The 26,790-nt window shown below is 35.0% G+C and carries 28 protein-coding genes; 21 read left to right on the top strand and 7 right to left on the bottom strand.

Annotated elements, in window-relative coordinates:
- Nucleotides 1-33: 33 nt before the first annotated feature.
- Nucleotides 34-423, bottom strand: a complete 390-nt coding sequence (locus LDK52_RS06900) for a hypothetical protein (RefSeq protein WP_277585217.1) — start codon at nucleotides 421-423, stop codon at nucleotides 34-36.
- 143 nt (nucleotides 424-566) lie between these two features.
- Here LDK52_RS06900 and LDK52_RS06905 point away from each other — a divergent pair, with 143 nt between their 5' ends.
- The 3 genes from LDK52_RS06905 (at nucleotide 567) to LDK52_RS06915 (ending at nucleotide 2,804) form a co-directional block, all read left to right on the top strand.
- Nucleotides 567-1,118, top strand: coding sequence for a copper resistance CopC family protein (locus LDK52_RS06905; RefSeq protein ID WP_277585218.1), 552 nt, complete (start codon nucleotides 567-569; stop codon nucleotides 1,116-1,118).
- Complete coding sequence (locus tag LDK52_RS06910; RefSeq protein WP_277585219.1) at nucleotides 1,118-2,221, top strand: copper resistance D family protein; 1,104 nt, start codon at nucleotides 1,118-1,120, stop codon at nucleotides 2,219-2,221. The genes LDK52_RS06905 and LDK52_RS06910 overlap by 1 nt, the downstream gene beginning before the upstream one ends.
- Before the next feature lie 79 nt (nucleotides 2,222-2,300).
- Entirely contained in the window at nucleotides 2,301-2,804 is a 504-nt protein-coding gene (locus LDK52_RS06915) for a GNAT family N-acetyltransferase (RefSeq protein WP_277585220.1), read from the top strand.
- An 85-nt stretch (nucleotides 2,805-2,889) separates the two neighbouring features.
- Here LDK52_RS06915 and LDK52_RS06920 read toward each other — a convergent pair whose 3' ends face one another.
- The 3 genes from LDK52_RS06920 to LDK52_RS06930 are packed head-to-tail and all read right to left on the bottom strand — an operon-like array spanning nucleotide 2,890 to nucleotide 6,665.
- Complete coding sequence (locus LDK52_RS06920) at nucleotides 2,890-4,014, bottom strand: Ger(x)C family spore germination protein (protein WP_277585221.1); 1,125 nt, start codon at nucleotides 4,012-4,014, stop codon at nucleotides 2,890-2,892.
- On the bottom strand, nucleotides 4,001-5,122 hold the full coding sequence (locus tag LDK52_RS06925; protein WP_277585222.1) for a GerAB/ArcD/ProY family transporter: 1,122 nt from the start codon (nucleotides 5,120-5,122) through the stop codon (nucleotides 4,001-4,003). Before LDK52_RS06925 ends, LDK52_RS06920 begins: the two co-directional genes overlap by 14 nt.
- A gap of 16 nt (nucleotides 5,123-5,138) precedes the next feature.
- Nucleotides 5,139-6,665 carry a spore germination protein gene (locus tag LDK52_RS06930; RefSeq protein ID WP_277585223.1) on the bottom strand — a complete coding sequence of 509 codons (1,527 nt, stop codon included), beginning with the start codon at nucleotides 6,663-6,665 and terminating at the stop codon, nucleotides 5,139-5,141.
- A 266-nt stretch (nucleotides 6,666-6,931) separates the two neighbouring features.
- Between LDK52_RS06930 and LDK52_RS06935 the strand changes: the two genes are divergently transcribed.
- The 3 genes from LDK52_RS06935 to LDK52_RS06945 all read left to right on the top strand — a co-directional run bounded on the left by LDK52_RS06935 (nucleotide 6,932) and on the right by LDK52_RS06945 (nucleotide 11,244).
- The gene (locus tag LDK52_RS06935; RefSeq protein WP_277585224.1) at nucleotides 6,932-7,423 is read left to right on the top strand and encodes a DUF2975 domain-containing protein; all 492 of its coding nucleotides are present in this window, start codon (nucleotides 6,932-6,934) and stop codon (nucleotides 7,421-7,423) included.
- Nucleotides 7,424-7,439: 16 nt separating this feature from the next.
- Nucleotides 7,440-7,661, top strand: a complete 222-nt coding sequence (locus LDK52_RS06940; RefSeq protein WP_277585225.1) for a helix-turn-helix domain-containing protein — start codon at nucleotides 7,440-7,442, stop codon at nucleotides 7,659-7,661.
- Between the two features lie 412 nt (nucleotides 7,662-8,073).
- Entirely contained in the window at nucleotides 8,074-11,244 is a 3,171-nt protein-coding gene (locus LDK52_RS06945; RefSeq protein WP_277585226.1) for an ATP-binding cassette domain-containing protein, read from the top strand.
- 215 nt (nucleotides 11,245-11,459) lie between these two features.
- Here the strand turns inward: LDK52_RS06945 and LDK52_RS06950 are convergent, their stop codons facing one another.
- Nucleotides 11,460-12,356, bottom strand: a complete 897-nt coding sequence (locus LDK52_RS06950; protein WP_277585227.1) for a cation diffusion facilitator family transporter — start codon at nucleotides 12,354-12,356, stop codon at nucleotides 11,460-11,462.
- Nucleotides 12,357-12,831: 475 nt separating this feature from the next.
- Here LDK52_RS06950 and LDK52_RS06955 point away from each other — a divergent pair, with 475 nt between their 5' ends.
- The 7 genes from LDK52_RS06955 (at nucleotide 12,832) to LDK52_RS06985 (ending at nucleotide 18,082) form a co-directional block, all read left to right on the top strand.
- On the top strand, nucleotides 12,832-13,086 hold the full coding sequence (locus LDK52_RS06955; protein WP_277585228.1) for a hypothetical protein: 255 nt from the start codon (nucleotides 12,832-12,834) through the stop codon (nucleotides 13,084-13,086).
- Between the two features lie 20 nt (nucleotides 13,087-13,106).
- Nucleotides 13,107-13,400, top strand: coding sequence for a hypothetical protein (locus tag LDK52_RS06960; protein ID WP_277585229.1), 294 nt, complete (start codon nucleotides 13,107-13,109; stop codon nucleotides 13,398-13,400).
- A gap of 108 nt (nucleotides 13,401-13,508) precedes the next feature.
- Entirely contained in the window at nucleotides 13,509-13,745 is a 237-nt protein-coding gene (locus tag LDK52_RS06965; protein WP_277585230.1) for a hypothetical protein, read from the top strand.
- A 578-nt stretch (nucleotides 13,746-14,323) separates the two neighbouring features.
- Nucleotides 14,324-15,094: a polysaccharide deacetylase family protein gene (locus LDK52_RS06970; RefSeq protein WP_407081796.1), complete on the top strand. Its 771-nt coding sequence runs from the start codon at nucleotides 14,324-14,326 to the stop codon at nucleotides 15,092-15,094.
- A gap of 81 nt (nucleotides 15,095-15,175) precedes the next feature.
- Nucleotides 15,176-16,183: a M23 family metallopeptidase gene (locus LDK52_RS06975; RefSeq protein ID WP_407081797.1), complete on the top strand. Its 1,008-nt coding sequence runs from the start codon at nucleotides 15,176-15,178 to the stop codon at nucleotides 16,181-16,183.
- A gap of 138 nt (nucleotides 16,184-16,321) precedes the next feature.
- Nucleotides 16,322-16,816, top strand: coding sequence for an NUDIX hydrolase (locus tag LDK52_RS06980; protein WP_277585231.1), 495 nt, complete (start codon nucleotides 16,322-16,324; stop codon nucleotides 16,814-16,816).
- A 741-nt stretch (nucleotides 16,817-17,557) separates the two neighbouring features.
- Entirely contained in the window at nucleotides 17,558-18,082 is a 525-nt protein-coding gene (locus LDK52_RS06985; protein ID WP_277585232.1) for a DUF2695 domain-containing protein, read from the top strand.
- Nucleotides 18,083-18,152: 70 nt separating this feature from the next.
- Here the strand turns inward: LDK52_RS06985 and xerA are convergent, their stop codons facing one another.
- Nucleotides 18,153-18,992, bottom strand: coding sequence for a site-specific tyrosine recombinase/integron integrase (gene xerA / locus LDK52_RS06990; protein ID WP_277585233.1), 840 nt, complete (start codon nucleotides 18,990-18,992; stop codon nucleotides 18,153-18,155).
- Nucleotides 18,993-19,165: 173 nt separating this feature from the next.
- Between xerA and LDK52_RS06995 the strand changes: the two genes are divergently transcribed.
- The 5 genes from LDK52_RS06995 to LDK52_RS07015 all read left to right on the top strand — a co-directional run bounded on the left by LDK52_RS06995 (nucleotide 19,166) and on the right by LDK52_RS07015 (nucleotide 23,592).
- Nucleotides 19,166-19,504 (top strand): hypothetical protein, encoded by a 339-nt coding sequence (locus tag LDK52_RS06995; RefSeq protein ID WP_277585234.1) that lies wholly within the window; start codon nucleotides 19,166-19,168, stop codon nucleotides 19,502-19,504.
- A 152-nt stretch (nucleotides 19,505-19,656) separates the two neighbouring features.
- The gene (locus tag LDK52_RS07000) at nucleotides 19,657-20,223 is read left to right on the top strand and encodes a hypothetical protein (RefSeq protein ID WP_277585235.1); all 567 of its coding nucleotides are present in this window, start codon (nucleotides 19,657-19,659) and stop codon (nucleotides 20,221-20,223) included.
- 779 nt (nucleotides 20,224-21,002) lie between these two features.
- Nucleotides 21,003-22,331 (top strand): group II intron reverse transcriptase/maturase, encoded by a 1,329-nt coding sequence (ltrA, locus tag LDK52_RS07005; protein WP_277585236.1) that lies wholly within the window; start codon nucleotides 21,003-21,005, stop codon nucleotides 22,329-22,331.
- A gap of 175 nt (nucleotides 22,332-22,506) precedes the next feature.
- On the top strand, nucleotides 22,507-23,079 hold the full coding sequence (locus LDK52_RS07010; protein WP_277585237.1) for a VanZ family protein: 573 nt from the start codon (nucleotides 22,507-22,509) through the stop codon (nucleotides 23,077-23,079).
- A 120-nt stretch (nucleotides 23,080-23,199) separates the two neighbouring features.
- Nucleotides 23,200-23,592, top strand: coding sequence for a hypothetical protein (locus LDK52_RS07015; protein ID WP_277585238.1), 393 nt, complete (start codon nucleotides 23,200-23,202; stop codon nucleotides 23,590-23,592).
- A 290-nt stretch (nucleotides 23,593-23,882) separates the two neighbouring features.
- On the opposite strand, the gene LDK52_RS07020 is transcribed toward LDK52_RS07015, so the two are convergent.
- Nucleotides 23,883-24,062, bottom strand: coding sequence for a hypothetical protein (locus LDK52_RS07020; protein WP_277585239.1), 180 nt, complete (start codon nucleotides 24,060-24,062; stop codon nucleotides 23,883-23,885).
- Between the two features lie 466 nt (nucleotides 24,063-24,528).
- Here LDK52_RS07020 and LDK52_RS07025 point away from each other — a divergent pair, with 466 nt between their 5' ends.
- The 3 genes from LDK52_RS07025 (at nucleotide 24,529) to LDK52_RS07035 (ending at nucleotide 26,790) form a co-directional block, all read left to right on the top strand.
- Complete coding sequence (locus LDK52_RS07025) at nucleotides 24,529-25,188, top strand: PepSY domain-containing protein (RefSeq protein WP_277585240.1); 660 nt, start codon at nucleotides 24,529-24,531, stop codon at nucleotides 25,186-25,188.
- Nucleotides 25,189-25,267: 79 nt separating this feature from the next.
- The gene (locus LDK52_RS07030) at nucleotides 25,268-26,035 is read left to right on the top strand and encodes an ABC transporter ATP-binding protein (RefSeq protein WP_277585241.1); all 768 of its coding nucleotides are present in this window, start codon (nucleotides 25,268-25,270) and stop codon (nucleotides 26,033-26,035) included.
- Nucleotides 26,032-26,790: an ABC transporter permease subunit gene (locus LDK52_RS07035; RefSeq protein ID WP_277585242.1), complete on the top strand. Its 759-nt coding sequence runs from the start codon at nucleotides 26,032-26,034 to the stop codon at nucleotides 26,788-26,790. The genes LDK52_RS07030 and LDK52_RS07035 overlap by 4 nt, the downstream gene beginning before the upstream one ends.

Here is a 26,790-nt window from a genome sequence, read left to right on the forward strand (position 1 = left end):
AAAACTGGTGTTCATGCTGTTTTTTATACTTTCTTATCTTTTTAACTGATGAGGACGAGGCTCTCTCGTATGAACTTGAATCTCTCTCGTATAGCAGGCATTCTCTCTCGTACGGATGTAGTTACCTCTCGTATAACCATTGGTCTCTCGTATAGCAGGCATTCTCTCTCGTATGAGTTTTAATCGCTCTCGTACAGAGGTATATGTTAATTGTAAAACATAATAAAAAGCATTTCCATCAGGTGTAATACCTTTTGTGAAATGCTTTTTATATTTTGAGTATTGTTTTTGCAGTTTCTCATTTTTCGTTTTAGTCATTCGGACATAAGTACTAAAATTAGTGCCATTTCTTGCCATTGATACATCTTTACCTTGATTACGTAATTGATGTTCACGTTTTCTTCTTGCAGTCGATTTTGACAATGTAAATCACTCCTATTCAAATTTTAGACATGAAGTATGTATCTATCCCTTTTAGAAAATACAAACTTCACACTTTCTTCATAGCTTTATGGTATAAGTATAGTGGTGGTAATTAGTATATACAAATTTTCAGGAGGTTTATGATGAAAAAAATAGGATGGATGACAATTGCTTTTATATTATTGTTTAGCAATAATGTACTCGCACACACTGGATTGGAAAGTTCAACTCCAGCACAAGGTAGTACGGTAACTGAGCAGATAAATGAAATTACACTTACATATTTAACTAAGATTGAGGAAACAAGCTCATTTACAATAACAAATTCATCGGAGGAATCAGTTGAAGTAGAAGGTATTACTGTAAGTGAGAATGTACTCACTGGGAATGTAAAAGATAGCTTAGAAAATGGGTCATATAAAATCAATTGGAAAATAATCGGAACTGATGGTCATCCGATGGAGGGTGTCATTGATTTCGTATTAGATACTCCTGAAGAGACTGAAGCGGTTGAACCAACTACTGAATCAATAAATGAGGAAGAGTCTATTCAATCGGATTCAGAACAAGTGGAAACAGCAGTGGATGAAGAACAGGAAGAAAAGAACTCTAATTCTACAGTAGGGATTATTATAGTTCTGGTTATGATCTTAGCACTAGCAGCATGGTGGATGACTCGGAGAAATAAAAAATAATGTTTCTTTTGACAACTATTAGCGAGGCACTTCTATATTTGTGCTTCGCTTTGTTGATGGGAAGCTATATTCTATCTTTATTTCCAAGTGATTTGATTCCTACTATTGTTGTTCCTAGAAAAGTGAAATTACTTGCGGTAATTGGTATAGCATTATTTTCTTTTGTTCCACTCATTAGTTTGCTTATGTATTTGTATGAAGACTATGGATTCTTTGATTCCTTACAATCTATTTTATTGACCTTTGAGGTAGGTAAATCATGGTTTTTTATGTTTATTGTAACGGTGTTTTTAGGTTTGTATATTTTATTCTTTGATAAAAAGCAATCACCTTATTATTTTATAGTGGGGATTTTACTAGTTTTTGTACTAATTATAGGTGTAGGCTGGTCAAGTCATGCAAATTCGATTCAAAGCTTGAAAGGGTTAATCACTCACTTCTTCCACTTTGCGTCTGTGATCATTTGGGTGGGCATATTGTTTGTCATAACGTGGTTTTCCAAAAACACGAATAACTGGCTTTCGTTTTTAAAATGGTATCATATAACTGCATTGTACTGTTTTGGAATCATTATAATAACAGGATTTTCTTTGATGAGTTTTTCAACCCCATTGGATGCATATCCTGATACTTGGATGGTTTCATATGGTCAAAGCCTACTGATCAAGCATCTCCTTATTATTCCACTAATTGCCTATGCATTTATAAATGGAATTCTGATGAAAAAACGACTGCTGATAAACGAAGATTTCGATCCTCGTCCTTGGACAAAAGTAGAATTTTTTATCATTCTTCTTATTTTTGCGGCTACTGGTGCTATGAGCCAACAATCACCACCACATAGCCTGTTTGAGACTATTAGTAGTGAAGGTTTTTCTTCCTTATTTTTGTTGTTTCATGATGGTTTTGATTTTTCGGGCATGGCAGTTCAACTGGTATTTCAAATAGACGGAATACTTCTTATGGGAATATCTGCTATTTTTATAGTAATGAGCGTATTTTCATTCATTAAAAGAATGCCAGCCATATTTTCCTTTATAATGAGTCTATTCGTTGTGATAGCAGCCTATTTAGGCCTATTATTTAGTATACAAATTGTATAAGAATCCTTTTAAAAGCATTTCCAACGGTGTATAATCCATCTTGGAAATGCTTTTATTTAATGTAAAAAGGGGAATGCACATGAACCAAGACATAACAATAAACGAAATGATACCTACTGACTGGAATCGAGTCAGAGAGATATTCATCGAAGGTATTAGAACAGCTAATGCTACATTTAGAACAGAGGCTCCCGACTGGGATGAATGGAATAAAGATCACTTAGCTATTTGCAGATTTGTTGCTAAACATGATGGGGGAGTAGTGGGATGGGTAGCATTAACTCCAACTTCTAGTATGCTAGCATATTCAGGAGTAGTGGAGGTTAGCATTTATTTAACTTCTAGTGCAGCAGGGAAAGGTGTTGGTAGTCGATTACTACAACAAGTAATTGACTCCAGTGAGCAAAACAAAATCTGGACAATTCAAGCATTAATCTTCCCGGAAAATGTTGCAAGTATTAACTTACATAAAAAATTTGACTTTGAAGTAGTAGGAACAAGAAAAAAAATGGGGAAATTGCATGGAGCTTGGCGTGATGTAGTATTGCTTGAGCGTAGAAGTAATAGAGTCGGGGTTGAGTAGAGGTTTGGATTTGCACACGTGTACTAGTCTATATAAACCGTTTAGATGTGGTGCATCTAAACGGTTTATACGGTTATGGTTCTTGTTACTCAAAAACTCCACTTCTTAGTATAACAAAGTCAACTTCTACATTGACTTTCATGTCTTTATATAATTCATGCCATTTTTCCTTTGTTAGATTAGATCCTCTCACAGAACTTCTAAATTTCTCGCCGAAGGCAAAAATGTCTGAATCGACACTTTGGCTGTAAGCAATTACTCTCGATATTTCCCTAGATAGATTCTTACTAATCGCTTTTTGAAGTATTGCAACAGTTTTGGGATCTCCTAGATTAACATCTGGATAGATTTCTGTTATTCTTGATTTTATTTTGACTTTTAGGTCAAATTCAGGCGTATTTGGATTAACTAATTTTAACTCTCTTTTTGAGTGGATAGTATCGAAAGCAATTGGAATTTCGTTAGGCGTATTTTTCATTAAATTATCTGGGATATCCTCTTTTTGTAAGATTGTTTCGAATGTTCCTGTTTTAAATCTTTCTGCTATAAGTTTTACATAAAAGGTATCTTCTGGTGGGATTTTACTTACCATTTTACTATTTTTAAATAGAGCAATCCCTGATAGTTCTACTACCTCTTCCTCTTTTTTAATGATTGGCATAAATATATCTTCACCTGCCGTGTAAAGATCGTGCCCAGTTTCATGGAGGGTCGCTGAAATCATGTTTTCCTGTTTAATATTTTGTTCTAATAACCTATAAATATGCTGCCCTATATCGTCAATATTTTTATATTCATACTCTAGTAATTCTGTCATTTCACCCTCCACTACCGCCAAATAAACACTATTACTGACACTTTCATTTTCCAGGTGCGCATCAATATAGTGTTGAATATCATCCTTAGCTAACTCTTCTCCGAACAAGATAACTCTCATTTGCCCAACCACTACTTTTTTAGATAATTTGCGATTGGTTTTCATTCGATTACCTTTACTAGTTTCATTTTCCGTTGTAATGACCTCCACATTACTTTGAAATTCTGGATTTACTTCCCGAATAGCTGAGGTAGTGGCCATCTTTTCTTCAGTTCCTACATCATAGCCAACTAAAGTAACTAGTCCAAGTTTATCTAAAATATTTGTCTCTACACATCCTACTAGCATGCTTGGAAGAAAAAGTAGAATAAGAAAAAATCTAAAGTTCTTCATCTTTTTGCTCCTTCTGTGATGTGAGTTTCTTCTTCAGTATAGTCATCATATATAAGAAAATAGGGTAAACAAACACTATATAAAAAGCCATTTTCCCTAATTGATTGTTAATCGTATTTATTTGGATTCGAGTTTGAACAAGTAATGTGCCAATAAAAATGAAGAGAGAGAAAATCCAAACGAATTTTGTTCCACTTACTTTTACTAACCGAGTAGTCCCGCGATATGCAGCCCATAAATATAGACAAAGATTTGGCAAAATGATTAACATCCAAAAAACAACTGCAACAAATTCAAACCGCTCTATAAACGGAAAACTGATAAAACTGAATAATGTCAGTGTCGCCCAGATGGTTTTAAGTAGGTTTCCTTCGCTGTAGTATGAAATCGAAACCAACATGAGGGAAACGTAAACAAACGTTGTGGCCAACAAAGCTAAATGCGTATATTTGCTGGCATTTTTCTTATCTTTTATATAAGGATAAATCACGTTCAGTATCTCGAATCCGATAATCGTAAAAGTCATGGAATGAGCACCTTTAAGTAAAGAGCTAATATTTGCCTCTAACATAGGAAATAGACTTTCTACCGTTCCGTATTTTATCGGAAATATTATAATAGGTAAAATCCAAAGAGCGAATACTACACTAAAAAAAGAAACACCAACCATCACACGAAGACCACCCGTAAACGCATATATAACGATTAATAGTAAGGTAATCGAAAGAAACCATGTACTTATTCCAGGAAAAATCCAAGCTTGAATAACTTCAATATAATTTCTTAAAACGGCAAAAAAAGCTACGAAACAGTATAATATATAAATGGCATTTAAAAAATTTCCGATCCATTTTCCATAAACATCCTGTTGAATTCCATAGAGATCGTTGGAGCCGTAAACTTCTAAAGTTTTAATCATACAAAATGCGACAATATGTGTGGCAAGTCCTGCAAGTAGAACGGAAATCCATGCATCATGTCTAGCATCTTGATACACAATACGTTGAAACCCATGTATCCCAACCCCAATTTGCATACTGTGAATTACAAAAAATAGTAGATAAGCATTAATCATTTCTTTAGGGCTAATTTTTATAGGATTTATCATTCTGTTCACCTACTATTCAACTTTTATCAGGTTTTACAGGTTCAGGATTGAATTTTTCTTGATCAGATGGTCTTGTAACTTCCGGTCTCTTAGACGTTAATGACAAAGGCAATCTAATAATAGTATCTGCCATGCTTTTCAGCCTGGGAGGATAGAAAGGGGACATATAAGGTGCACCTAAACTAGATTGACGTAAAAGATGTATGAGGATAAAACAAAAAGCTAGCATAATACCATAGAAACCCCAATATCCAGCAAGTATAATAATCGGAAAACGAATGAGTCTGATAACATTCCCCATTATATAACTCGGAGTTGTGAAGGATGCCAGGGCACTTAATGCAACGAATATTAGTAAAATATTACTTGTAATTCCCGCTTGTACAGCTGCTGTTCCAATAACGATACCACCAACGATACCAATAGTTTGTCCAATTTTTGTTGGTAATCTTGCCCCAGCCTCTCTAAGTAATTCAATAATAAATTCAAGCAGTAATGCTTCAATTACGGGTGGAAAGGGAACTAAAGCTCTTGATTCACTAAGTGGAACCAAGAAAGCCTGCGGAATTACTTCGTAATGAAAGGTCAGTGCGCCGACATATATCGGTGTCAAAAAAACAGATAGAAGAATGGCGGTAAACCTTAATAACCGGGCAAATGTAGCAAGCTGCCATCTTAGATTTTGATCTTCACGACTTTGAAAGAATTCTATAAATGTCTGGGGGCAAACGATAGCCATGGAACTACCGTCCACTACAATCCCCAGTTTTCCATTTAATAGACCATCACAAAACCTGTCAGGTCTTTCCGTAAGAAGCATTTGTGGAAAGACTGACATAGAGTTATCGTCAATCATTTCTGCTAAAACTGCACTATCAAGTAGTGCATCAATATTAAGGTCCGTAATCCTTTGCCGTAATGTATTAATCATCTGATCATCTGCAATTCCATTGATGTATAAAAGTGCTACAGTAATATTTGTCCTTCTACCTACTGTAAATTTTTCATTACAAAGATCTGGACTTACAATATACCGACGTATTAAGGATATATTCGTAGAAAGACTTTCATTAAAACCAACTTGAGCCCCAAGTACTTGTGATTCATTTTCTGGTGTGGACAGATTTCGAGATTCCCGTTTAGGAATATTAGCCATTATTACTTGAGAATATCCTTCTAAATGAATAAGAACGGATCCATTAACGAGTGATTTTATCGCCATTTCTAACCGAGTCGATGTGTTTATCTCAGGTATAGAAAGAGTTGCCTTTATTACTTCAGGCGTATCATTCGGTTTGTCCTGCAAATTGGATATGATATGATCGTTTAAAGTGACGTCATCCACTAAATTATTTATATAAATAAGAGTAAGATGATTGGGTGGAATATCTTTGATGATTAAATCAGCTGGATTATGTGTGGCGTCTTTTATTGATTGAACAAAGTCATTTTTCAAAGGATTCAGCATGCCTATATCTTTCCTAGGAGCACCAATTTCAACTGGTGTTTCATTCTTCTTATTGAAAGGTAGTTTAAATTTCATGTGGAATAATAGGCTCCTTCCATTTCTAAACTTACTTCATAGAATGGTCTTTAGAAGGTGAATCCATACTTTTTTCATTAATTTTTTATAGTTCTTATTTTCAATGAAGGATTAAAGGAGGATATTAAAGGCTTGCGGTTCTATATAAATCCAAAGTGTTTTATTGATAAAATTTACAATAAATAAGTATTATTATTTGATAAAAATATATTGAAAAACGATAAATCTCCTGTTAAAGTAAATACTATATATAGGAGGTGCTTTTAATGAAACGAGGATCAACACTTTTTTTAAAGTTAGCTGTTATTCTAATGGGAATTCCTGTTCTTGCTATGTGTCTGTTTTTGTTGCCTCAGATAGCGAATGAAGCAAATGAAGCGGCAGAAAGAGGTTCAGACTTGGCTTTTGTGGTTTACGGCCTTTTAATGGTTATGTATGTTTCGGCTGTCCCATTTTACATCGCTTTGTATCAATCTTTTAACCTTGTAAGCTATATTGACAAGAGCCAAGCTTTCTCGGAATTATCTGTAATAGCTATAACCAAAATCAAAATATGTGCCATTATAATTAGTGGTTTGTATGTGGTAGCACTACCATTCGTCTTTATCCTGGCTCAGGTAGATGACGCACCTGGGCTAGTAATAGTCGGAATGATTCCAATCTTTGCGTCAATGGTCATTGCTGTCTTTGCTGCTGTACTACAAAGGCTTTTAAAAGAAGCCATTGATATAAAAGAGGAAAACGATTTAATAGTCTGAAGCTGAGGTGAATAATATGCCAATTATAATCAATATTGATGTAATGCTTGCTAAGCGAAAAATGAGTGTTACGGAACTTACAGAAAGGGTAGGGATCACGATGGCAAACCTTTCTATCTTAAAAAATGGGAAGGCAAAAGCGGTGCGATTTTCCACATTAGAGGCGATTTGTAAGGCATTGGATTGCCAACCTGGGGATCTGCTTGAATATCAAAGGGAAATGGACAATCAAAACTAAGCTTTATGGAGTCGTTAAAGCTTATGAAAAAATGTACAACTAAAGAAAGTTGGTGCTATGTTTTGAACAATACATTTTTTAATCTATTGGTTTTTAAAGGACTTGGTACAACTTTTTTAACCATTATATCGTTGATCATTTTTTCAATAACACTTTTAATTAATTATAGTAGCAAGAAATCCAAAAGTTTCCCGAAAAAGATTTTTTTCTGTCTGTACTTTAGGAGTAATATCGGGTATTTTTTGGACTAGTTGGCTTGTTAATCCTATATTCACAATTGCTCCATTACCGATAATTGGTCTTATAACTTATTACATTACATACAGAGTTTTGTATTTACGATGAGGAAGACAATCAGTAAAACCGATGGGAAGACTAAAATACAAGTGATAAAATTGGAGTGGAAAGTACGATGAAGGTAAAGCAATTAATAGCCAATAATATTACACGCTTGGAAACAGAATTGCCTGTAGATAAATCTTTAGGTATTGCGGGTCTTTCAGGATCTGGAAAAACAACTTTTTGTCAAACAATTGGAGAAGAATCCAAGAAACGACTTGTTTCCTTATTGCCTAAGGCTGAATATCAATATTTATTCCCCAATATTATGGAAACCAATTTCAGTGCCATCAAGATGGAAGAAATGCCTTTGGTACTTTTTCTCGGAAAATCATCGATTTCTTCCAATCCACGATCCACCGTTGGAACACATACTGGCGTGTTTAAGGAGATTCGGGATACTCTTGCTGAAAAATTTAATCTTTCGCCAGAGGTTTTTTCATTTAACAATGAATTAGGCTGGTGTCCTGCATGTAAAGGACGCGGTACTACCAAGAATATCGAATGTAAAAAGTGTGAAGGGAAGCGTTATAATCCAGAGGTTCTGCAGTATCAGCTAGACTTATTGGATCAACCCCATAATATTTACGATATCAACAACTTAAGTATTGAATCTATTCTTGCATTAGCTGTAGTTTTGCATATTAGTGAAGGGAAACAACAAATTCTACAGAATATTATCAACATGAATATAGGTTACTTATCAATAAATCGTATTATGGGCACATTATCAGGCGGTGAATTAACACGACTTTACCTGGCAGAATTCATGGCAGCAAGTGAAAATACGGTAATTATTATAGATGAAATCTCCGTGGGTCTTGATCATCAAACATTAATGAAAATTTTAGAACAGATTAAAAAACTAGGCTATAAAAATCAAATTTGGCTCATTGATCATTCCGACACAGTGCTAGATACCACAGATGAGCAATTATTCTTTGGACCTGGAAGTGGTAAATATGGTGGGGAAATTGTCGAAGATACTCCACGGCCAAGGTCAATTAACTGTGAACGAAGCAGGGAAATACCCACAGAATACTATCATTTTCATGATCTTCACAGTCGTAATATTCAAATGGATGAAATTCAAATTCCCCAAAATAGAATTGTCACTTTTACAGGAGAGTCTGGATGTGGTAAATCTACACTTGTCAATGAGTGTATAGCCAAAGATTTTGTGAAGCGATATCCAAAAGATAAGCTGGTAATGGTGGGGCAAAATCGAAACCAATCAATTACTAGTCGGTCGACAGTTGCGACTTTTCTTGATATAAAAAGGAAACTCACAAAATATAGTGAAGATATTGATGATATTTTTCTACGCTCGATTGAAGATATTATTGATGAAATACCAAATGAAGATATTGTTCATAAACGCTTAAGCTTATTGATCAAACTTGGTCTGGGTTATTTGACGTTGGAAAGAACGACACAGTCCTTATCAAATGGAGAATTTCAATGTGTCCATATAGTTTCTGAGCTGTTTGCCAACTCTAGAAATCCACATACGCTGTTTATTTTTGACGAGCCTTCAAAAGGTTTATCACAAAATATATTAAATCAATTCATTGACAGTGTCAGGGTCATTTTACAGGATGAATCTGTCTCCATCATTATGATTGAACATAATTCTTATATGCTAGAAAACTCCGATTTCATCGTAGATTTTGGTAAAAGACAACTTACACCTGTGGAGCATCTAGATGTTGTGAGCCATGATGATTACTATCGTCAGAAGAACAATAAAGGTAGTCTTGTTCCAATACATATACCTTCCATGATCAATCAACAAACTGGCATAAATTACTTAAAAAATAATCAGATTGCCTACTTTAAAAATGCAGAAAACGTCTATAAGGGTGGGATTTTAAAAAGCCTATCATCTATGGCACGTTTGATATATGGGGAATACGAATCTGACAAAATTGCCCCTGTTATCGCTATTGATCTAGAACGTCACCTTTACAGCCAATATAGTTTCCTCTATGAAATTGGCGGTCTCATCAACCATATTGTAGCTGCACATCCAACCAACAAAGATACGAAGAACTTCGATTTCTATTATCACGGCAATCATTGTCCGAGTTGTTCGGGTCGTGGGGTGATAGAACAATTTGATTTTGATGTCGTTATTCAGGATAAGACCGTTCCATTCTGGGAGGGACAACTGCACCCAGATGTGATGGAGGTATTAAAATATTATCAATATCCAAAATTAGAATTCTTGTTTGAAGAGATAAAAAACGAACTTGGTCATGATATAAGTAAAAGCTATAATGGCCTGACAGATCAAGAAAAGCATACGTTTTTATACGGGTATTGGGACAAGTCATTTTATGACAAAGCAGGTAAGACACAAAGAACTTGGCAAGGATTTAATAATATTATTGGGATGTATATGTTCATTTCAAAATCGATTATTAAAGAGCAAATGAAAGAATCTAAAGCACCAATTACATGTCCGATTTGTAAAGGTTCCGTGTTAAACCATCATAAACAACTCAAATTTGGCGAAACTGATATCCGCGAGATTATAATGCAACCACTTGACCAAGTTTTGAAAAAAGTGGGGGAGTTACCTGAACTGGTAAAATTGAGATCTATTGTAGGCGGCGATATGACTTTGATAGAAGATGTCTCTCTATTACCTAGAACAACACAAGTAGCTCTGAAAATGTTTGAATTAGAACTTGCAAGTTTTGCTGGGTACGAAATGGTAATGCAAAATGTATTACCATTCTGGAACAATATTAAGGACAATATTGAATCCATTAGTAATAATAATCTGGTGACTATTTGTGATTTTGACAATATCAATGAAACGCGAGAAAACATCATTGAAAAATATTTTACGAATGGAAAATATAAAAAACTTACGTATGTTTATGAAGCGTTTGGTTACAAAAAGCTTGTTACACAAATTAACAAGATCAAGAAAAGTCAGCCATGTACATTCTGTAAAGGAAAGAAATTCATATCTGAAGATAATCTACATGACGGCGTATACAAACTAACGATACCCTGCGTGAGCTGTCATGCAACTGGTATCAATGATAAAGGGCTTCAGGATGATGTCGAAGGCATAACAGTAGAAAAATGGCTAACAGGTAGTGTGAATGAAGTTGTTGATGAAAGCTTATATATTGAGGCAGTTGCCGATATCCCAATCTTCAACCGTATTCGCGAATTAAATAAACAGGATATGATGGCGGTTTATCAATGCCTGGAGCAAAATAATTAGAAGGGACTAATTGATCGACCCTCCTCTCCAAGTCGTAGTATCGGTCACATCACCAAAGGCGACATTTCGTTCGAAATAGAACGAAATGTCGCCTTTTTAGATTTAGATTCATTTTCAGGGTTTAAAAACGTAGGGTTTTCAGTGACCTCAAGATTTGTACTTCAAATAATATTCAGTAGATCATTAGGATAATCTTTTTATTTTCTACTTCTTTATCAATTTTCATACCAAGGGTTTAAATGTATTAGCACTTCCTCAACATCTTCGTGGTATTCCATTATTGTATTTTTAATTTTACGGATAATATCATGACCTTCTTGAATGGTTAAATCGCCAGGTACACTCACACGAAGATCTACCAATAAGTAATGACCGTGTTCCCTTGCACGTAGACGGTCTAGACGTTTCACTTCTGGAATAGTTAATATTAGCGTTTGAAAATCGTCTAATATCTCTTGGCTTACACTTTTCTCCATAAGTGTGGAACCAGCTTCAATCAGCATGCCATATGCAAGTCTGAACACTAAGATTGTCACAATTATTCCAGCAATCGGATCTCCGTATAAAAGGATGTTTATATGATAAGCTTCCCCAAACAATGCAAGTCCAATGCCGACTACTGCTGCTAACGAAGCATACACATCTGCAAGGTGATCATTTGCAGTAGCAATTAGACCTTTACTATTTGTTTTTTTCCCAATTCTCATCGTATATACGTATAAAATAAATTTCCATATTAGTGAAATAATCGCCGTTACAAAGGCTATTAAAACTGCTTTTTCAGGTTCATGAAAGAATGCTTTGATTGATTCATAGGCAATATAACAGGCTGCTAAAATTAAAATAATCCCTACAACGGCAGAACTTAGTACCTCCGCTTTGCCGTGTCCATATGGGTGGTCTTCGTCTGCAGGACGTTTGGAAATACGCATAGATGTTAATGTCGCGCCACTTGCTATAACATCACCAGCATTATGGTAACCATCTGCCAGAAGAACTGGACTGTGGAAGATCGTACCCACTACAATTTTTAGAACTGTTAATACTATGTTGCTTAATAAACTAATCCATCCTGCAACCATTGGATCATTTGAATTTGTGTATTGATTCATTAATGTATTCCTCCACTAAAATTCTTTCCTTAAAGCAACAAAACCCTTTGACCAGTTTCAGTCAAAGGGTTTTGTGTTAAAAAATATAGTTTTTGTGCACCTGAAATTTGGATCATATCTCTCACTCCTATAAATAAGCGTTTAAACAGTATAACACTTTCAATTCGTTGGCTCAATAATTTTTTTAGTCCAATCAGAAACCATAGTAGATATAGAGCAAGAGAACCGACGACATTTACAATATAGCTCGTACAGTCTATCCTTCTAGACTAAATTTTGTTATCCACTATTTTCAGCGTTATTATTAGAGAATTATTAATTAAGAAGAGGGAATCCACTTGAAACATATATCTTCCGAATCTATCTTTTCCACACTTATATTAACCACAAACAAGCTTTTGCACTAAGCAAGAACCCTCTTCCATGGATGAAAGCAATTTGTGCAGGTTTACCAGTTCTAATAGGATATCTATTGATGAGTTTAGAGTACGGACTTATTGCAGGTCTCGGTGGCTTAACGTATTTATATGTATTTAACATTCCATATGCATTTCGAGCTAAAAAGTTATTTTTTTCATTAATTGGATTATCAATTGCAGTGACGCTGGTTACTTTTTTTGCTCCTTATCCTTTTGTATCATCGTTTTTAGTTGCACTAATTGGATCAATTTCTACATTCCTGTTTGGGGCCTTACGAATTACAGGTCCGGCTGCTATTTTTTTGTATTAGCTTTTTTAATGGGAACTGGAATGCTTATAGATCCTTCACTAACTCCGCTACGCGCAGGACTTGTATTACTAGGCGGAGCATTTTCTTGGGGGATTGGTATGATTGGTTGGTTTAACAATCCACATGGACCAGAAAAAGTGGCAGTAAAGAAACTATATGCTGAACTAGCCGCTTTCATCGAAGCCATAGGAACTGAAGACTTCTATAGTTCCAAGCAAAAAATCACTGCTTCTTTAAAATCTGTAGAAGAACTTCTCTTGTCTGGATACATTCCTTGGAGAGTTTCGGAAACGTTAAACGCCTTGTTTTATTGAAAGAAGAGGCCAATAATATTTTTCTGTATGTTCTCGAAAATGTTGAAAAGTTAGAGGGGAGGTTGCCTTCCGAAATAGGAGAGACCCCTATGATCTATTTCCGACATTATGGACAAGAATGAGCGGGGAATCATCCCATCACTTGAAATCTTTGAAAATAAGCATAGCTCTTTGTATGCAATGGTAAATGAAGCGAACACGCTTCTAAACGAATCATTATCTATTATTCAAAGAGCTATTGTCATAATTGTTGTAGATATATTTTCTGATTGTAATATTATACGTAACCCGAGTTTAGATGAATATTTTATTTCTTTGTTCAACCGCTTAATGTTCTCCATTTAGAGTAAGTTAATCTTTATTCTAATATAAGTAATTAGTTTGAAACTCATCCCGGTCTATATAAACTTAATTAAAATTGTAACTATAGAATCATTAGGATGTTGTGTTGTTCGTGATCGCAGACATTAGCTTGCACAAAGGCGATGCGATAATAATTAAAATATCGGATTCTTACTATAGATTTTTAAATGAATTTACTTCTAGATTGTTTTACATTTAATGCTTTAATGTAGATGACTTAATATGAAGGCATTCATCTCACGTCGATTCATGAATTTTTTTTGCGATTGTAAGAAGAGTTGCAACCAGAAGATTTATCGAAGAGGTATGAAAAATTAGCAAAAGGTCACAATATAACATGTCTGACAAAGAGGTTGGATATAAAAAAAAAGGAGAAAAGGGAACTTTTAAAAAGGTTAGGATAAAGAAGAGGTCCAATATTATTTTAAAATTTATTTTATTCATAAAAATGAACATCTATGGATAAAATCAACTAATTTAATTTCGCAAAAACGATACATTTATTTCGTGAAGTTAACAAATAATAAATTAAATCGAAATATAGTTAAGGGAGTGTTTTTGTGAAAAAGGTGGTGCTTTCTTTACTAGCCTTGTTTCTTATAGGTATAGCCATTTTTTATGTTAATGACAGCAAGAATAGAAGCGTATCGGCAGACCGTGGGCGAAAATATTATGAAGAAGCTGGTCAAATTATTTGGGATATTAAAACAAAGGAAAAGGTAGTTGCCTTGACATTTGACGATGGTCCACATAAAAAGCATACCACTCAAATTTTGGATTTACTCGAACAATATGATGCAAAAGGGACTTTTTTTATTGTTGGTGAACAAGCCGAAAAAAATCCGGAAATAATTTTACGAATGTTTGAAGAGGGACACGAATTGGCGAATCATACTTATACACACCCTAACAGTACAAATGTTTCGAAGATCATGAAAGAAATTAAACAAACAAATGACACCATTTACAGCATTACAGGTTACACGCCAAACCTATTTCGACCGGTAGAAGGACAATATACCGATGCCATGATTGAAGAAGTTGTAAAAGATGGTTTTCAAGTTGTCATGTGGTCATGGCACCAAGATACAGAAGACTGGAGAAATCCGGGTGTGAATAGGATCGTGAATACTGTTTTAAAAGGAATAAAAGAAGGGGATGTTATTCTGTTCCATGATGGTGGTGGAAATAGAACACAGACCGTGAAAGCATTGGAAAAAATCTTACCAGAACTTCAAAGTCAGGGCTATAAGTTTGTAACGATTAACGATTTAATAAAGATAAAAACGCTGACGGATGAAAAGAATAGTCACGAAACGAACAGTGAATGAAGAAGACTGATATAACAACTATTGAAGTTATTTAGAAATCTGACTTTAAGGTTTGTGTAACGAGAAAGGTGGATAGATTATTTGTCGCGAAACTTAATTCCTTTAATGACATTGTTTATAATTTTGACTATTTTACCTACTATGAAAAATTTTGCGGGAGATGTTGATCCAACTAGGGAAGAGATATTGCAACAGCGAATGAGCTATTATCTTAGATATGACAATTACATTGTTCCCTGGTACTATATAGCTGCTATCGATCAATATGAGCGAAATATCCAAAATGTTCGTAACGATATTCCAAAGAGAGAAGGGGTTGTGTCAATCCAATTTTCAGACGAATATTGGTCGGGAGCACTAAACCCTCAATTGAATGATACATCCCCAAATGCCATTAATCATTTTGGGGGGTTCGGCCTAGATGGGAACGGTGATGGGGTGGCAAATATAAAAGATGACACAGATGTATTGTTTTCCATGGCCTCTTACTTGAGCAAATATGGACTAAGTGAAGATGATTTCAAGTTAGCTTTATGGGATTATTACAAAAATGAAACAACCATAAACCAAATTGTAACTACCGCAAAACTATTCGAAAGATTCGGTACGATTGATTTAGATGCTCATACATTCCCGGTTGAACTTGGATATACGTATTCCTATGGTAAAACTTGGGGCGCGAATCGAGGTTGGGGTGGACGAAGAATTCATGAAGGAACTGACATATTTGCCGACAATAATACGCCTGTCCTTTCTGCATCTTATGGTGTAGTAGAAGTTATGGGGTGGAACCAATTCGGTGGTTGGCGAGTTGGAATCCGTGATAATCATAATTCTTATCATTACTATGCGCATCTTACTAGGTTTCAGGATTATTTGAAAGTTGGGGATATCGTAGAACCTGGACAAGTTATAGGATATGTAGGGAGTACGGGATATGGAAAAGAGGGTACTTCAGGTAAATTTTCACCACATCTTCACTATGGAATCTATAAATTTAATGGTAAAACAGAACTAGCATTCGATCCTTTCCCATTTCTTGTACAATGGGAAAAAGAAGCGAAACAAGCGAAAAGAAAGAAAAAGTAAAATATAAGTATTGAAATAAAACCCGTTCCCCAATAAAAGTGATGTATTAGAAACCACATAGGCGTTGCTAGTCGTGAAGAAGTAAATAGAAACGGATATTGGCATAAAACTTTTCACTGTTGGTTTATTGAAAATGATATGGATTCAGTTTATATTTACCTGCAATTACGTAGTGATACAAAAAAGGACTATCCAAATCTTTTTGACATCACTGCAGCAAGTCATATATTGTTTGATGAATCTATCCAAGATGGGATAAGAGAAATCAAAGAAGAAGTAGGGATTGAGGTTTCTTTTATTGATTTAACACCATTAGGAGTAATTAATTATTGTGTGATGCTAGAAGACTTTATAGATAAGGAATTAGCAAATGTATTTCTCTATAAATATAACAAATCCTTTGATGACTTTATTTTTCAAAAAGAAGAAGTTGCAGGAATAGTAAAAGTAAAATTTGCCGATTTTGAAGAGCTATGGTTAGGTGAACGAGACTCCGTACGGATTAAAGGAGTAAAACTAAGTAATGATGGCAGTAAAGTTTTCCTCAATGAGTATGTTGGGAGGGAAAGATTTGTACCTAATCACGTTTCATTTTATCAAACTGTTATTCAGAAAATGAAAGAGAATCTGTGAGTGATTTAATCTAACCAGCTTGAGTATATACATAACTATATTGAGGAAAACCGGACAAAAAGCCCCGGTACTAACCATCAAGAGCTAGATTTAAATCTTTAACACCCTTTCTTAATGCCTTATTACCGTATTTTTTTTCTATTAGAGCGCTTTTCTGAATATCTTGATTGATTCAATAATCCGCATAAATACAAATTAAGGCATTATATATTGCCTAACGTTACACCCCTATATTTAGTTGTTTTTGATGATTCTAAAAATAACAATCTATCACCGTAACATCATTCATCACTTAAAAAACACATTGGAAAGCCTTGAAAATGTGCCTGATGCGTGCTGTTTTGATAACAGATATCACCAGAGAAAAGGTTTTTTAATACAATGTTTGAGAAAAGATTTAACGATTAATATCCACGATTAATTTTGGATAGAGAACTTTTAAAATTACTAATAAGTCTGTAAGTTCTCCATTTATCAAAAAAACATATTTAATCAAAGAAGTCCCTTGATCCAAGAAGGATTAACGCAAAAACAACGGAGAATAGGTTAGTTTCGGTCGAATTCAACCTGAATAAAGTATAAAATTGTAAAAATCTTGATTTTATATTGGAAATTTATGTTACTATCAATATAAAGATTGTGAAGACCTTCACTTAAACTAACGCAGCAGGTTTGTTCAACAAGGAAAATGAACGATGGAAAACGAAAATAGAGTAAAATGGAATTAAAGTTGAGGTATTTATGGAAAAGCTTGAAGCATTAAAAGAAACTCTAATCGAAGGTCAAAAATTATCAATGCAAGGTTCGTGGGATAGGAGAGCCCCGGCAAAAAAAGCGGTTCCTTTTCTTTTAGAAGCAAGGCGAGGGTTAAAGGATTATGTAGTAGAAAACGAAACAATTCCTCTTGCTTGGCGTTTGTTGTCGCAAGCCGAAGAATGCTTACTCAATTATAACAATGCTATTTATTGTTTAGAAAGGGCTATGGAGTTGGATAAAAAGAACCAAAAGGACCTTAAAAGACTTTTCCTATTAAAAGACTATGGTGGAATGTGGAATGAGCTAAACTTATCCCCAGAACAGTTGGAGTCCCTCGGTATATTTTTGGATGAAAAGTTAAATGCCGATGATTGTGACCACTCTCTTAAACTTACAAAGAGCTGGCTGGAAGATAACATACCTAAGAGTAAACTATCTAAAATCGTAAAAGCATTGAAGAATCAAGGCGGATTCTGTGATTGTGAGGTACTCTCTAATGTTGTTGATTAATAGAGCTTGTTGAACTAACGGGTGCGTTAGTCAAATAGAGCAACGTCATTAAGACGTTGCTCCTTTGTATTTAAAAGTATTTCTGATAATACTCTTTCCTTAGCCTTCCGCTTAATTGAGCATAGATCCTAGTTGTTTCACTTTTTTCGTGTCCCATAAGACTTTGTATAACTTCAATAGGAGCTCCATTATTCATCAAATGAGTTGCGTAGCTGTGTCTAAGTTGATGTGGGTGAATCTCTTTATTAATTTCAGCTCGATTAGAGATCCGTTTGATGATGTATCGCATTTGGGCAACACTCATTTTATGTGGTTGTCTTGCTGTTACAAAGATGGCTGAATTATGGTCATTACGGCTTTCCATGTAGCGTTTAAGCCATATATCGCAACGTGTATTAAAATAAACCTCCCTTTCCTTATCTCCTTTTCCTCTGACAATAGCAGATTGATTGGACCAATTAATATGGTTCTTTTCTAACGCAACTATTTCTCCAATACGACAACCGGTAGAAAACATGAATTCAAAAATCGCTTTTTCCATGGGAGAATGACAGGATTCACGAAGGTGTTCTATCTCCCGTTCGGTTAAATACTTGGGTATCCGTTTACCCACTTTGGGTTCTTTAATTTTGGAAGATGGGTTTTTACTCAGGTAGCCTTCTTCATGGGACCAACGAAAAAATGATTTCATAAAGCGAATCCGGTGTGCAAGACTGGCCGGTTTTAAATGCTTGCCGGCTATAGAGAGATATTCCTTCAGTTGATTTGTATCCAGTGATTCTATTTCTGTATCCTTAAAATAATCGATTAGTAGTAAAAACTGTAACCCGTAGGCCTTCAACGTTTGTGGTGAGAAGCCCTCTATTCGTTTATCCGCTTCAAACGAGGACCATGCTTTTGACAGTAACAATTCGATTCCCCCTAAAATAGTAATATTAAAAGGATTATTGCCAACTTAATAGAATTATATACATAGAATGTGTTTTTAATAACGCCGCAGGTTAGTTTAACAAGAAAAATCGAAACTTAAAATGTTTTCAATCGTAATAATTAATTTAAAGGGACTAATTAGGGAGGGATTTTATGATTTTCGTTATATTAGTGTTATACGGAATTATAGCTGGATTTTTCATTTCAAAAAGAAAAATGAAAATGTCTCAAGCTGTAATACCAATGATAGCTTTCGCAATTCTTTCAAGTGTTTCTTTGGGTCAAAATTATACAGTGAGTTTAATTCCTGAAGCTAATGATGGTATAGGAATTTCTAATTTTTTAGCTACATTTTTATTGCCAGCAGATGGTTGGACAAAAGAATTGTTTTTATCAAAATTTGAATTATATCTTGGCATTTCTATTGCATTAATTCTTTTATATTTTATATTTGTGATTGTTGAAAAAATAAAATCGGATGTTAAAGCATAATGCTTATTGTGCTAACGGGTGCTTTACTTCAAGAAGGAGTAAAGCCTTTTTTCTTATTGAACTAACGCAGCAGGTTAGTTGAACAAATTAACACAAGATTTATTGAAACGAAAACTATGAAATTCTGTCTTATTATAAAAGGAGTGATGATATTGAAGAAACTTAGCTTAATTTTATCTTTAATATTTTTATCAATAGGGTTATTGGGCTGTCAACAAAATGGTGAAGAGAATGAATCCAACAACGAGGTTTCTAAAAATATAACCAACTCTCCTACTAAAAATATGCCAAAAGATATGCCAAGTGATTTTGATTTTTCTATTCAGTTCGGTGTTCAAAAAAAGAATGAAATCAATACTTTCGAAGGAACGGTGACTAAGGATTTAATAGCAGATGGCACTGCAACCACAGAGGTCATCTTAACAGAAGAAGAAATGAAAGATATTTATAAGAAAATGCAAGAAATTAATATAGTCGAAACTAAGGAATTTACACCTGAACCTATAAACGGAATGCTTTGCAAGCAACAACCATACGAAAAAGATAAATGGGAAATTATTATCAACGGTGAAACGATAAAACATTTAATTTCAGGGGAAGACTGCGAACCAACGAACGATGCAAAACAACTAATTGAGTTGAGAAATTATGTCTTTAATATAATTAAAAGCAAGGGTGAATATAAATCTCTCCCAGAGTCCAATGGTGGGTACCAATAGTTGTTTAACTCCCATGAAAATTAGTTCTTCAAGAAACGAAAAATGACAATACTTAAGAAGACCCCTACTTAATCGTTTAAAAAAAAGAGGAGAGCGTAAATAAGTCTATGGAATACGGTTGACTGGATTAAGGTCAGTATCAGTATTTACACTTCATAACCATTTTCATTCTCTGTGGTGCAGCATTTTTTTGTGCTGCATGGATGGCTAACGGGTGCTTTACTTCAAGAAGGAGTAAAGCCTCTTTTCTTATTGAACTAACGCAGCAGGTGTGCGGCCGAGCCTAGGTCGTATCATATAGCGGGTGGGATTCCCGTCGAGAAAGAACTAGCCATTCACTCGTAGCGAGTCTTGGAGGGCTAATGGTAACATTAGCCTTTAAGCGTAGACAGTTAGGTGGCGGGCCGAAAGCCAAATGGTTGAAGGGATGGAGCTCCAAAATGTTAGTAAACGAGAGGGCTGATACCTTACCTGCGGTAGAAAGCTACATTTTATCCTTCGCTAAAGGCAAGAAGGATAAAACCTCTCTGGGGTCAGAGACCTTGGCACGTCACACATGGATATGATACGGCAACTCGGGAGACCCTACCGGTCTTTTCTTCTTATAGAAGAGTATGGTGTACAAGCGATAATAAGCAAGGAAACCAAATGCCGTTGTAGGGAGTCGGATAGCAGCGTAGTACCAATGAAGTTGGGTAATGCCGATGGAGGAAAGGCTGCTACCAAGTTATCACCCTTATTAGGGATACATTTACTACACGCGGAGGTAGGGATAATAAATGGAAACAAAACTACTAAGGATAGCAGAATTAGCAAAATCTGAACCGAGAATGAAATTTACATCTCTTGCACATTTACTAAATAAGCAATCACTAGTTCAATGCCATCATGAATTACCTAATAAGAAGGCAACTGGGGTTAATGGCACAACTAAAGAGCAATATAGTGAAACACTAGAAGAAAATATAGAGGACTTAGTAAGTAGGCTTAAAAGTAAAAGTTATCATCCTGTTCCCGTAAGGAGAATGTATATTCCCAAGCTTAACTCCAACAAGAAAAGACCGTTGGGGATACCAGAACATGAAGATAAGATTGTACAGAAAGGCGTTACAAAAATACTAAATGCCATCTATGAAAATGATTTTCTAGACTGCTCGTTTGGGTTCCGCCCAAATCGTAACTGCCATGATGCTTTGAAGATATTAAATCATTATATTGAAAAGAAATCAGTAAATTATGTAGTAGATGTAGATATCAAAGGGTTCTTTGACAACGTTGACCACATATGGATGATCGAGTTCTTAAAACTGCGAATCGCTGACCCTAACCTACTTAGAATAATTGGTAGGTTTCTTAAAGGTGGATATATAGAGGAAGGAAAGAAATACAAGACAGATAAAGGCACACCGCAAGGTGGAGTCATATCTCCAGTACTTGCCAATCTATACCTCCACTATGTCCTAGACCTATGGTTTGAGCATAAGGTCAGAAAACAGTGTAAAGGGCAAGCATACATAGTCAGGTACGCAGATGACTTTGTTTGTTGCTTCCAATATAAGAGCGAAGCTCAGGAATTCTTTGAATCATTGAAGCTGAGATTACTGAAGTTTAACTTAGAAATAGCGGAGGATAAAACTAAGATTATTCCCTTCGGGAGATTTGCGGAGAAAGATGCAAAACAAACGGGGAATAGAAAACCTGCAACCTTTGATTTCCTCGGTTTCACACACTATTGTGGGAAGAGTAAACAAGGAATTTTTCGTGTGAAACGGAAAACAAGTAGGAAGAAGCTACAAGGTAAACTAAAGGAATCGAAAGAATGGATAAAGAATAACCGAAATAAAGATATTCATATGATTATGGATAGATTTAAACGCTCGCTTGTAGGATATTACAACTACTATTGCATCACGGATAACACTCCAAGTGTTCACCAATTTAAAGACAAAATCCTATATTTACTTTTTAGATGGCTCAACAGGAGAAGTCAAAGAAAATCTTTTACTTGGGATAAATTCTATCTCTTTCTTCATAAGTTTCCTTTACCTTCACCAAGAGTTAAGGTGAATATATATGACTTAAGAAAAGAGATAAGCTATATTTTGTGAATGGTGACTAGGAGGAGCCGTGTGCGTAAATAGCGCAAGCACGGTTCTGTGAGGGGGGAGGAACACAATCTACCGCAGGGTAGAGAGGTTCCCTTCTACTCGACTAGTTGAACAGTGTTGTTTAACTTAAGTTCAACAATCGGGCCAGATTGTTAGATAGTAAGGGGAGATAGTATTGCATACAATTTATGATTTAGCTTTTGCCGTTATATTGATTTTTTCTTTGATTTTATATATTATCATTGATTTTAAACGGAACGGAAAAAGTAATCTTGTAAGGAGAATATTCTATTATAGCTTCATCATTTATTCACTGATTGTTGCCAGACTTACAATTGGGGGAATTTGGATCCCTTTGTGGAAAGATAATGAACCATCCGTTCAATTGGTTCCATTCTATTTCTTGAAAGAGTTATTTTTAATGTATCGCTATGTTGGGATTGATTGGTCTTTCTGGAACTCATTAAAATTAACCTTTTTTAATTTTATTATGTTAATGCCTTTAGGTGTTTATCTGTCCTTTTTGTTTAAGCTGGAAAGTAAAATTAAAGCCTTTCTAATAATATTTCTCGTTAGTTTTATGATTGAAACTGTTCAATTTTCCTTTACCTACATTGGACTGATAAGACCTCGTACCTTTAATGTCGATGACATAATAATGAATTCAATGGGTGGATACATAGCTTTTTTATTATGCGTGTTACTGAAGAAAATTTACTTCAATAAACGTTTAGGAAACAAAAGGTAATTTAACTCGATCCACGCAATCGGGTGCGATTGCAGGACATCGCTGTACCAGAATCGGGCTGGATTGATGAATCTAATTTCAAGCCAAAAACGTCTAAAAAAGGATAAAGGAGGTTTATTGATGAGTATTTCCGAAATTATTATCCTGATACTGATTTACAGCGGATTGCTTGTTTTCTTTTTAGTTCCATCTACTAAAATGGAACAGGTAAAAGTGTATAAAGGACAAGTATCCCTCTCCTCTGTTTTTAAAGACACTTTAGTTAAATTGGTCTTTCAAAAAAAGGCTATATTTGCTTTAGCACTGTTTGGATTTGCGTTATACGGTATTCAGTCTGGGTTTGTCGGTGAAGAATGGCATTATAATGCTCATAGCGGCTACCCATCAATCAGTTATAAATTGCCAGCACTGCTTACTATGGGTGGTGCAGTAATATATACAGCTATACTCTTCCTGGTAATTGGGTATGTGAGGACAATAAAGAGCATAAGGAATGCGAAGTATCAAGCATAGAAAAGGAATTATAACAACAATCGGGCGCGATTGTTGTATTAGCGTGTCTGTTCTTATTCAACTAACGGGTGCGTTTGTTAAAGATTCGAAGAACGAAGTATCCGAAGTAAATGTTGAAATTTAGCCAAAATAAAAGGACCTTCACTAACTTTCAAATTGGGAAAAGTAGTGATGGTCCTCTTAAAATGGAAGCAGAATTATGAAAAAGTGTTTGATATGAACTTCTCGGTATTACACCAATTAGTTACTTCTCATGGTAAATGATTTACCTCTATATTCTATAGGTATAACTACAATGTTTCTTCATACTCTCTGACAAGTTTATAAAAAGTAATCTTTTTCACTCCAATTTCTTGCATTGCTTTCACTGCTATAATCTCTCCCGATTTCCAGCTAGCATACGGTTCTTTAAACTCCTCAGTGACCGTAACCTTGGGACGTACAAAAATTGTGCCGTTTTGCAAAGCCACATCAATTTCTTCACGCAGCCGTTTTCAAATTTGAATAGTTTCATCCATCAAGGTGGACCATAAGTGGCCAATATTAACATTTAAATTACACAAATCCGACTTATAAACCTTCACTTGTAGACCATAATCCACATGTAGATTACACTTCTTTCATTAAATTTTTTACCCACTAGTAATTCATATCAATTATTATTTGTTTTATCAAGTATGGATTATTTAGTGAAAAATTTATAAATATCTAATACATTTCGAGAAAAAAAAGAAGTGTGAACGAAAATGGAAGAGTATAAAGGTGCTTATGGAGAAGAAATAGCAGGATTTGCACACTAGTGAACACGCTAGAAAATGATAAATTTCTCATTGAACTTTCATCAACTTCTTAAAAAAGCTTCGTTAACTTTTCATAACTCTCTGTCAGAATAGGGACTGTAAGAAAGATTCACAATAATTTTTAGGAGGAATACAGATGAAAAAGAAATTAATAATCCCAGTTTTAGCTGCAACACTAATTGGGGGTGCAGTAGTAGGTAATAGCGTATATTCTACTGCGTTTGCAAGCAACAACGCAGCTACAACGACTCAAGCAGAAGATCAAAAAGACGATGACAATATTGCCGATCTTCAAGCAAAAGCAAAATTGACTGTAGATGAAGCACAAGAAATTGCACTAAACAAAGTAGCAGGAACAGTAAATGAATCTGAATTAGAAGATGAAGATGGTGTAGTTGTTTACGGCTTTGAAATTCAAACAGCTTCAGGTGAAGTAAATGATGTGAAAGTCAATGCAATAAATGGAGATATCGTTAAGGTCGAAAATGATGCAAATGACGATGAAAATGGAACTGAAGAAAGTGAAGAAAATGACGGAGAAGAAAATGACGATAACATTGCGGAACTTCAAGCAAAAGCAAAATTGACTGTAGATGAAGCACAAGCAATTGCATTAAAAGAAGTACCAGGAACAGTAAATGAATCTGAATTAGAAGATGAAGATGGTGTAGTTGTTTACGGTTTTGAAATCCAATCAACTAACGGAGTACAAGACGTGAAAATTGATGCTGCTACAGGAAAAGTAGTGAAAGTTGAAGCGGACAATGAAGCTGAAGATCAAGAAGGAAACGAATAATCGAATTTTCTAAAGGGAAAAGGTGGGTGTCCCATCTTTTCCTTTTTTTCTTTCATCAATTATTAGGAGGAGGTATCCCATGATTCAAACGAAGGATTTAACAATGGAGTATCCAAATGGATTCACCGCAGTTAATCAATTAAGTTTACAAGTAAACGAAGGAGATATCTACGGTTTTTTAGGTCCCAATGGTGCCGGTAAAACAACAACTATTCGTATGTTAGATGGGCTTTTAAAGCCAACAGCTGGGGAAGTTCTTATTCAAGGGAAAAGTGTTATACGCAACGAACGAGAAATTAGAAAGATGATAGGTGTTTTACCGGAGTCCCATGGTTATTATAACTGGATGACGGGGGTAGAGTATTTACTATTCTTCGCACAACTTTACGGAGTAAGTAAAAGCAAACAAAAAGAACGAGTAGAAGAAGTACTTCGTTTAGTTGGAATGACTAATAAAGCAAATATCCCAATTGGACAATATTCTCGAGGGATGAGACAAAGAATCGGTATTGCAAAAACAATCATCCACGAACCAGTTCTAATTTTTTTAGACGAACCTACACTTGGTTTAGATCCTCAAGGGCAAAGAGATATTCAAATGATTTTACAAGATTTAAATAAAAAACACGGGGTTACGATATTCATCACTTCTCATTTGCTAAAAGAAATCTCCGAAATCTGTAATCGAGTAGCTATTGTAAAGGAAGGGAATTTAATAGAAGAAGATTATTTAGATTCCCTTTTGAACAAATATCGACCATTGAAAGCAGATACCACGGAACCGATTACTTTAGAAGAGGTATTCTTTTATCTTACAGGCCAGGAAGATACGGAGGTACATTTATGATAGCAGCACTCATCGGAAAGGAAATAAAGGAAAATGTTTTTTCTAAAAAGAGCTTGTGGATATATTTTGCAGTGACACTATTGTTTAGCGGTCTTGCGTTAAGCTTTGTCTCCGTTAAAGAACTTAGTTTACTTGCTCAGGTAGAAGTAAATATGACCTTCATGAAAGTAGTTTTAGGGATTAGTATTCTAGTAACGATCATTATTGGATCGAATATGTATGCGGGGGAAAGGGAAAGAGAAACACTTGAAAGTCTGTTATTATCCCCTTTGTCTAAAGCACAAATTACATTTGGAAAATTAGTAGGTTTGCTCTTATTTTGGTTCATCATTTCTTTATTATCTCTACCCTACTTTTTTGCACTTTCAATGGGTACGGATATATTTGTGAAAGCACTGGTGTTTCTTTATCTAATTTGTTTTCCTTTAGTCATTGGATTTGCAGCGTTATCGCTAGGGTTTTCTGCGATACTTTCATCTACGAAGAGTTCTACCCTTTTATCATTTGTTTTATTTTTAGTAACGGCAATACCGATGTTCTTATCAACGACGATGAAAAAAGGTGGATTTGCGCATATTGTGGACACAGTTAGCCCATTATCACGATCCATGCTGACGTTAAAGGATTATTTCGTGAATCGGCTCGGCTTCGCAGTACTGATGGTGGATTTACTGCCAGTAATTATCTTCTTAATATTAAGTATTGGGTTATTGTTATTTGCAAATAATAAAATTACGCTTAAAGGAGGAGAATAA

The organism is Psychrobacillus antarcticus (assembly GCF_029533155.1).
GTDB classification, from domain to species: domain Bacteria; phylum Bacillota; class Bacilli; order Bacillales_A; family Planococcaceae; genus Psychrobacillus; species Psychrobacillus antarcticus.

Coding starts and splice junctions, on each gene's coding strand:
- LDK52_RS06905 (WP_277585218.1), top strand. CDS start 567: ATGAAAAAAATAGGATGGATGACAATTGCTTTTATATTATTGTTTAGC.
- LDK52_RS06910 (WP_277585219.1), top strand. CDS start 1,118: ATGTTTCTTTTGACAACTATTAGCGAGGCACTTCTATATTTGTGCTTC.
- LDK52_RS06915 (WP_277585220.1), top strand. CDS start 2,301: ATGAACCAAGACATAACAATAAACGAAATGATACCTACTGACTGGAAT.
- LDK52_RS06920 (WP_277585221.1), bottom strand. CDS start 4,014: ATGAAGAACTTTAGATTTTTTCTTATTCTACTTTTTCTTCCAAGCATG.
- LDK52_RS06925 (WP_277585222.1), bottom strand. CDS start 5,122: ATGATAAATCCTATAAAAATTAGCCCTAAAGAAATGATTAATGCTTAT.
- LDK52_RS06930 (WP_277585223.1), bottom strand. CDS start 6,665: ATGAAATTTAAACTACCTTTCAATAAGAAGAATGAAACACCAGTTGAA.
- LDK52_RS06935 (WP_277585224.1), top strand. CDS start 6,932: ATGAAACGAGGATCAACACTTTTTTTAAAGTTAGCTGTTATTCTAATG.
- LDK52_RS06940 (WP_277585225.1), top strand. CDS start 7,440: ATGCCAATTATAATCAATATTGATGTAATGCTTGCTAAGCGAAAAATG.
- LDK52_RS06945 (WP_277585226.1), top strand. CDS start 8,074: ATGAAGGTAAAGCAATTAATAGCCAATAATATTACACGCTTGGAAACA.
- LDK52_RS06950 (WP_277585227.1), bottom strand. CDS start 12,356: ATGAATCAATACACAAATTCAAATGATCCAATGGTTGCAGGATGGATT.
- LDK52_RS06955 (WP_277585228.1), top strand. CDS start 12,832: ATGAGTTTAGAGTACGGACTTATTGCAGGTCTCGGTGGCTTAACGTAT.
- LDK52_RS06960 (WP_277585229.1), top strand. CDS start 13,107: ATGCTTATAGATCCTTCACTAACTCCGCTACGCGCAGGACTTGTATTA.
- LDK52_RS06965 (WP_277585230.1), top strand. CDS start 13,509: ATGGACAAGAATGAGCGGGGAATCATCCCATCACTTGAAATCTTTGAA.
- LDK52_RS06980 (WP_277585231.1), top strand. CDS start 16,322: ATGGATTCAGTTTATATTTACCTGCAATTACGTAGTGATACAAAAAAG.
- LDK52_RS06985 (WP_277585232.1), top strand. CDS start 17,558: ATGGAAAAGCTTGAAGCATTAAAAGAAACTCTAATCGAAGGTCAAAAA.
- LDK52_RS06995 (WP_277585234.1), top strand. CDS start 19,166: ATGATTTTCGTTATATTAGTGTTATACGGAATTATAGCTGGATTTTTC.
- ltrA (WP_277585236.1), top strand. CDS start 21,003: ATGGAAACAAAACTACTAAGGATAGCAGAATTAGCAAAATCTGAACCG.
- LDK52_RS07015 (WP_277585238.1), top strand. CDS start 23,200: ATGAGTATTTCCGAAATTATTATCCTGATACTGATTTACAGCGGATTG.
- LDK52_RS07025 (WP_277585240.1), top strand. CDS start 24,529: ATGAAAAAGAAATTAATAATCCCAGTTTTAGCTGCAACACTAATTGGG.
- LDK52_RS07030 (WP_277585241.1), top strand. CDS start 25,268: ATGATTCAAACGAAGGATTTAACAATGGAGTATCCAAATGGATTCACC.
- LDK52_RS07035 (WP_277585242.1), top strand. CDS start 26,032: ATGATAGCAGCACTCATCGGAAAGGAAATAAAGGAAAATGTTTTTTCT.